2 protein-coding genes are annotated in these 3,498 nt (G+C 37.7%); both read left to right on the forward strand.

All coding sequences use genetic code 11. From position 1 onward, the window contains the following. The coding region (locus tag C8P65_RS11940) for a T9SS type B sorting domain-containing protein (protein WP_146162937.1) at positions 1–182 on the forward strand (182 nt) is incomplete at its 5' end. A gap of 296 nt (positions 183–478) precedes the next feature. After that, positions 479–3,498, forward strand: a 3,020-nt coding sequence (locus C8P65_RS11945) for an HYR domain-containing protein (protein ID WP_146162938.1), incomplete at its 3' end; no start/stop codon positions are given.

Consider the following 3,498-nt stretch of genomic DNA (forward strand, 5'->3'; position numbering starts at 1 on the left):
CACGTATTTACATATTTGACCGCTATGGCAGACGTTTAGCGAACTTAGCACCGGGAGAAGGCTGGGACGGACAATATGATGGACGTTCGATGCCAGCGGGCGATTATTGGTACATTATAGAGATCAATGATCAGTTGTACGACAAACGTCAGTTCTACGGCAACTTCACTTTGTATCGATAATTAATAATAGTAATACAATTAAACAAATGACAAAAGCCAGCAGTTAACTGCTGGCTTTTGTCGGTTTAAGCGGAGGATAGTTACTTTGCTAATGTTTTAATTTTAACAATACTTTAACGTTATGTAGTTAGTTGATAATGAACTATATAAAAAGTTTTTTTAGCGTAAATAGTAGAGAGGGGATATTGTAGTTTTGGTAGGTAGAAAAAAAAATAGTACTTTTGTGCATTAAATGTATGAGTAATTTATACGCGTACACGCATAGTGTACTACCATAAGCTTGAAAATAAAAAACAATGAAAAAGTTTCTTACAGCAATTCTATTTTTGATGTTGGTTACAGTGGGCTATGCCCAGTGTATTAATGTAGAGATTACCCCTATTAAAGGGAACTGCTACACTGACAACCAAATAAAGGTGACAGCTAAAGATATGTCGCCTTTTCCTTCTATCTGTTTGCCCTCAAGCGGTAAGTTTACAGTGCAGATAAAGGGTGATGGGGTAAACCAGATGGTGCGTATGACACCTAACCCTGTGCCTACTCCTGGAGCACCCGCCGAATACACTTTCTACAATATAAAGATGGGCAAATACACCATCATAGTTCGCGATGAGGTAACAGGTGCTTTCGAAGAAAATGAAGTAGAAGTTGAGTCTAACTATAAGTTGATGAATGTCACCAATATAGAAGCTTTAGCTCCTTCTTGCGACCAGCCTAATACAGGAGGTATAAAATTCCGTATTCCTAATGGAGGAATAGGCCCTTTTGAGGTAACTGTTTTAGATATGAGTAGAAACGTTATCATACCTATGCAGGTGCTTCCCCGCCCTACAGGCTCTAATTATATAGAAATACGAGGCGATAATTCGCATCCTCTACCTAAGGGGAAAGTGTTTATCTTAGAGATAAAAGACCAAACTAATATAGGTCCCCAGTGCGGCCATACTCTTCGTTATCCTAGTTTAGAAATACCTTCACAAAGTAAATATGTAGTAGCTTGTCTCAATATTAAAACTTATAGCAGACACTATAACAAAAGTAGTGAAAATTGCGGTAAGTTTAATTTTGATATACGCTTAGTACGCCCTGAAGATAATCAGTGGATATATTACAATATAGAAGATATGCAAGCCTTTAGGGAGTTTTTTAAACGTCCTGGTACAGCGGTGGTACGCTTTCTTAACTCAAGCAAACCTGCTATTGATATGTCTTCTACTTTTTATGATTATGGCTATAGAGTAGATAGTTTTGTTTTTGAAAAAGGCGATGAGATAGAAATGACTATCAAAGGCCCTAAGAATACAATCGTAGAACGTTATAAATTTAATACTGAATTAGACTTCCCTACAGGAAGAATATGCAATAGTATTTTTACTAATGCCCGCGATAACTCTTATAACCGTTCTGATTGGAGAGAGCTTACTTGTGGTTCTTATACCTTAACAACCAATAAGTATCTATCAGCTTATTATAATATTCCTAGTACACAATCTCGTTATGCTAAAGATCTTAATAATGCTCAGAACTTATTGTTGTATGTAGGAGGGTGGACTAATGGTTATTCAAATCTTAAACTTCAAAGAAAAGTAGGAAGTACTTGGGTTGATGAGACAGGCTATCCTACTAGCAGTAATACTCCTACAGTACCAGGTGCAACCTATCGATTTGTCTATAAAACAGTACCACCAGGATGTCCCTCTGGTGCTTCTTGCGAGTTTGTAATAGATTATCCTCCTTTCACTATTCCTCCTCAGCCTTCTCATAATTTTTCTTTAGAAAATATATGGAAGTACACACAGATAGGCTATGGAGTGTACGAAGGTACAGGGGCTTTCCGTATCTATCATCATAGTGCTAATGTATATTACCCTATCAAATATACTGTGATGCCGGCTGATGGTACCAAAACAATTACCTATCAAGCTAAAATAGCTTTTATGGATACCTTTACCCGTACCATTACTTTTCCTATAGAATATAGTTCTGATAGAACTAATTGTAGCTATCAGGGTAGTGCATACTTCAATCTTACTAACTTGCCAGCAGGCAACTATATAGTAGTAGCCTCTACTTGTGGGCAAACTAGTACACGTACCATTACCTTACCTGGTATGCCTCCTTATAAGCCTCAATTTACATATGTTAAAGATTGCGATGTGATGAAAATTACTTATAATATAGGTAATCAGATACATCAAGATCCTGGCATATCTGTATACTTAGATAAATATCAAGAAGACCAATGGGGAAATGCGAGTTGGCAATCGGTAAAATCTACAAGTGGTCATTCAGGCACTTTCCCTAACTTATCAGCAGGAAAATATAGGGTAAGAACTTCAGGATATTATTACAATGCTTATCTACCAAGTGGTTACGTACCTTTGGGTACTAACAATACTCATAGTATTAGTAGATATGATGTGTGCGACCCTGGCTTGCCTACTGAAAGCTATTCGTCTCCTCTTAAAAGCAAAGAGATTGATATCACTGCTCTCAGAAAACTTACACCTATTATTAACCCTGTAGTATGTGCTGAAGGTTCTAGTACAGGTAAGATAGCAGTAGATATTACCGGTGAAGAGGTCTTCTTCCCTGTTACTTATTATCTCAATCGTTTAAATAGTGCTACTGATACCGGAACAGGGGTAACTATAGCCAGCAAAACCTATCAGCTTACTGATAATAAATATTACCACTTATTCGAAAACGTACCTAATGGCTACTATAAGGTAATTGTAAGTCACCGTTGCGAAGATGTGCCTCAAAATTTTGACCTCAATCTAAGCGCGGCCTTCGATCCTTTCCTTACAATCGACCGCCCAGTACCTTTCTGTAAAGGTAACCAAGCGAGGGTAGGTATTTCTGTCTCTGAGAATATATTTGATATTAAATGGTATAAGGCAGACAAAGATGGTAATAAACTCTCCTCAGCTCCTTATAAGGTAGGACAAACTTTTTGGGATCCTATTTACGATACTACTTACTATATAGCAGAATATAGTCTCCGACCAGGTTTGGGTTGTACTAATAATACAATCTATACCAAAACGGCTACGGTAGTTATGCCTCCTATTGATGAACCTCCTTTACCAAGGAAACCTTGTCCAAACGATATTGTTCAAACAGCAGACCCTGGGCAATGTTCTAAAATAGTGCGTTGGCGCGAACCAGAATATTTCCCTACTTGTCACGGTGCAATTACTACTACACGCACCCACGCTCCTGGTGATAGATTCTCTATAGGTACTCATACCGTTACCTATACTTTTACTGATGTATCAGGCAACACAAATTCTTGTACATTTTTTATAACGAT

It is taken from the genome of Capnocytophaga leadbetteri (genome assembly GCF_003054025.1).
Classification (GTDB): Bacteria; Bacteroidota; Bacteroidia; order Flavobacteriales; family Flavobacteriaceae; genus Capnocytophaga; species Capnocytophaga leadbetteri.